The sequence below is a fragment of the Bacteroidota bacterium genome (assembly GCA_030706565.1).
Taxonomy (GTDB): Bacteria; Bacteroidota; Bacteroidia; order Bacteroidales; family JAUZOH01; genus JAUZOH01.
On sequence record JAUZOH010000462.1, the window covers coordinates 1 to 2,804 of the forward strand.

Consider the following 2,804-nt stretch of genomic DNA (forward strand, 5'->3'; position numbering starts at 1 on the left):
CCTCTTGCTAAAGCTGGCGGCAATTCATGGCTGTCGATAAAACACAAAAAAAATGAAAACAGCAAACATGGAGTTACATATGACATCTTAAAATCAATTATTTCTTATTGAAATAATGAGCCTTATTTTTTATGCAGAAGCACAACATTCTCCACATGGAAAGTATGGGGAAACATATCCACGGGTTGCACTTTCATCACTTTGTATTTTTCCCCCAGAAGGTTCAAATCCCTTGCCTGTGTTGCCGGGTTGCAGCTGACATATACAATTCTTTGGGGTCCGGCGGCAAGAATGGTTGCTACCACATCGGCATGCATGCCCGCCCGCGGTGGGTCGATGATCATTACGTCGGGATGGCCGTGTGCGGCAATAAAATCAAGGCTCATTACATTTTTCAGATCTCCTGCAAAGAAAGAAGTGTTCTCTATGCCGTTTATCCTTGAATTGATTTTCGCATCTTCAATGGCTTCGGGTACATACTCAATTCCGATAACTTTTTTGGCCTGACGGGCAACGAAATTGGCTATTGTCCCCGTCCCTGTATACAGGTCATAAACGGTTTCCGAAGGTTGAATGTTGGCAAAATCCCTTGCCGTCTGGTAAAGTTTGAAAGCCTGTTCAGAGTTGGTCTGGAAGAAGGATTTGGGGCCGATTTTAAATTTCAGCCCTTCAATTTCTTCGTAGATGCAATCCCCATCTTTAAAAGGAATAATTTCCTGGTCTTCAAGGCTGTCATTGGCTTTTTCGTTGATGACATACAGCAGGGAGGTGATTTGCGGGAACTTTTCAACCAGTCCGTTAAGTAATAATTCCCTTTGCGTTTTATCTTCATGGGCAAAGGAAACGATAACCATTAATTGTCCGGTGGTAGCCGTCCGGATAATCAGGTTGCGGAGAAATCCCTCATGGCTTCGCAGGTCGAAGAATGGCAAATTATGCTGTAGGGCATAGTTCTTGACCCAGAGTCTGATTTCGTTTGAAGGATCTTTTTGCAGGGCGCAGAATTTGATATCGAGCACCTTGTCAAATTTGCCGGGGATATGAAAGCCCAGAGCTTCAGGATCGTCAAAACTTTTTCCGGAATCAACTTCTTCCTGGGTAAGCCAGCGGTTATTTGAAAAGGTAAATTCCAGCTTGTTGCGGTAAAAGGTGGTTTTCTCAGAAGGAATGATCGTGCTGATTTCGGGCAGTTCGATTTTTCCAATGCGCTGCAGGTTATCGCTCACCTGTTTCTGTTTATATTTCAGTTGTTCTGCATAAGGCAGCATCTGCCACGAACAACCGCCGCAAATGCCAAAATGAGGGCAGACCGGTTCAACCCTTAGCGAAGAAAATTTGTGAAATTTCACAGGGAAAGCTTCCATGTAGCTTTTGCGTTTTCTTTTTACCTGCAAATCAACCACATCGCCCGGTATCACTCCATTTACAAACACCACAATATTGTTAATCCTGGCAATTGCTTTGCCTTCGGCACCCACATCTGTAATTTCTACCTGCTCTAAAAGCGGTAATGTCTTTTTTCTACTCAAAGGAAAATGATTTAATGTTCCTGCAAAGATAGCACTTAGAATTTGAAAGCCTAAACGTAAAAACTTGGATCGCGTTTCGTGAAAAATTTGTAAATTTGCACATTCTCTTAAGGGGGTGCCTCATTATAACGGGCTGAGATCATACCCTTAGGACCTGATCCGGTTAATACCGGCGTAGGCAAAAAGAGGCAATGGAAATCATTGCTGAAGTGTTTAATCCTAATACAAAAAATTTAAAATGAAAAAAGTGCTGCTTTTTTTAAGTGCTTGTTTATGCACTTATCTTTCCTCATTCTCCCAATCGACCCTCTCGGGAACAGTTAAAGGCAATGATGGAACTTTACTTACCGGTGCAACGGTAGCTATTGAAAAATCTTATTTGGGAACCGTAACCGACTTGAACGGCCATTTTAGTTTTCAAAGATTAAAAAACAAAACTTATCAGTTGAAAATTTCTTATCTGGGTTTTAAGACTCAGGTCGAATCCGTGGAATTAAACGGGGACAAACACCTTGATATCGTCTTAAGAGCTCAGGATGTGATAACGGATGAGGTGGTTGTTTCGGCCACGCGTGCTTCTGCAAAGGATCCTTTTAGTTTTTCTGAGGTGGACAAAGAGGCAATCCGGCAACAAAATACCGGCAAGGATATGCCTTATGTCCTGAATCTCACCCCGTCCCTGGTAACAACCAGTGATGCCGGAACAGGCGTTGGTTCTACTACTTTCCGTGTACGGGGCAGCGATCTGAGCCGCATCAATGTGACCATTAATGGGGTACCCCTGAATGAGTCTGAATCCCAGGAAGTATGGTGGGTTGACCTGCCTGATTTTGCATCCTCTGTCGACAATATCCAGATTCAAAGGGGAGTGGGGACTTCCACAAATGGTGCAGGTGCATTCGGAGCAACCCTGAATTTCAAAACTTCTTCCCTGAATAAAGATGCTTATGCAGAATTGAATTCTACGGCCGGTTCTTTTAATACATTCAAAAATACGATTAATGTGGGTACTGGTTTGATGCATGACAGGTTTACTTTAGATGCCCGTTTATCGCAAATTACTTCGGATGGCTATATGAAAAATTCCGGTACTGATCTTAAATCTTTTGCCCTGATTGGCGGTTATTATGGCAAGAAGACCATTGTCAAAGCCAGTATTTTCAGTGGACAGGAGAAGACACACCTGGCCTGGGACGGAGTTCCGGGAGATAAACTTGCTTCTGACAGAAGGTACAATGGGCTAGGGCTCTACGAAGATCAAAACGGACAAGAACA

General features: G+C 43.2%; 2 protein-coding genes and 1 riboswitch. Of the genes, one reads left to right on the forward strand and one right to left on the reverse strand.

Annotated features, from left to right (window positions below):
• Nucleotides 1–122: 122 nt before the first annotated feature.
• Nucleotides 123–1,529 carry a 23S rRNA (uracil(1939)-C(5))-methyltransferase RlmD gene (gene rlmD / locus Q8907_15555; GenBank protein MDP4275687.1) on the reverse strand — a complete coding sequence of 469 codons (1,407 nt, stop codon included), beginning with the start codon at nt 1,527–1,529 and terminating at the stop codon, nt 123–125.
• Nucleotides 1,530–1,630: 101 nt separating this feature from the next.
• Nucleotides 1,631–1,727, forward strand: a riboswitch (TPP riboswitch).
• A gap of 40 nt (nt 1,728–1,767) precedes the next feature.
• Between rlmD and Q8907_15560 the strand changes: the two genes are divergently transcribed.
• Nucleotides 1,768–2,804 (forward strand): TonB-dependent receptor (locus Q8907_15560; GenBank protein ID MDP4275688.1); only part of this gene is annotated, 1,037 nt, incomplete at its 3' end.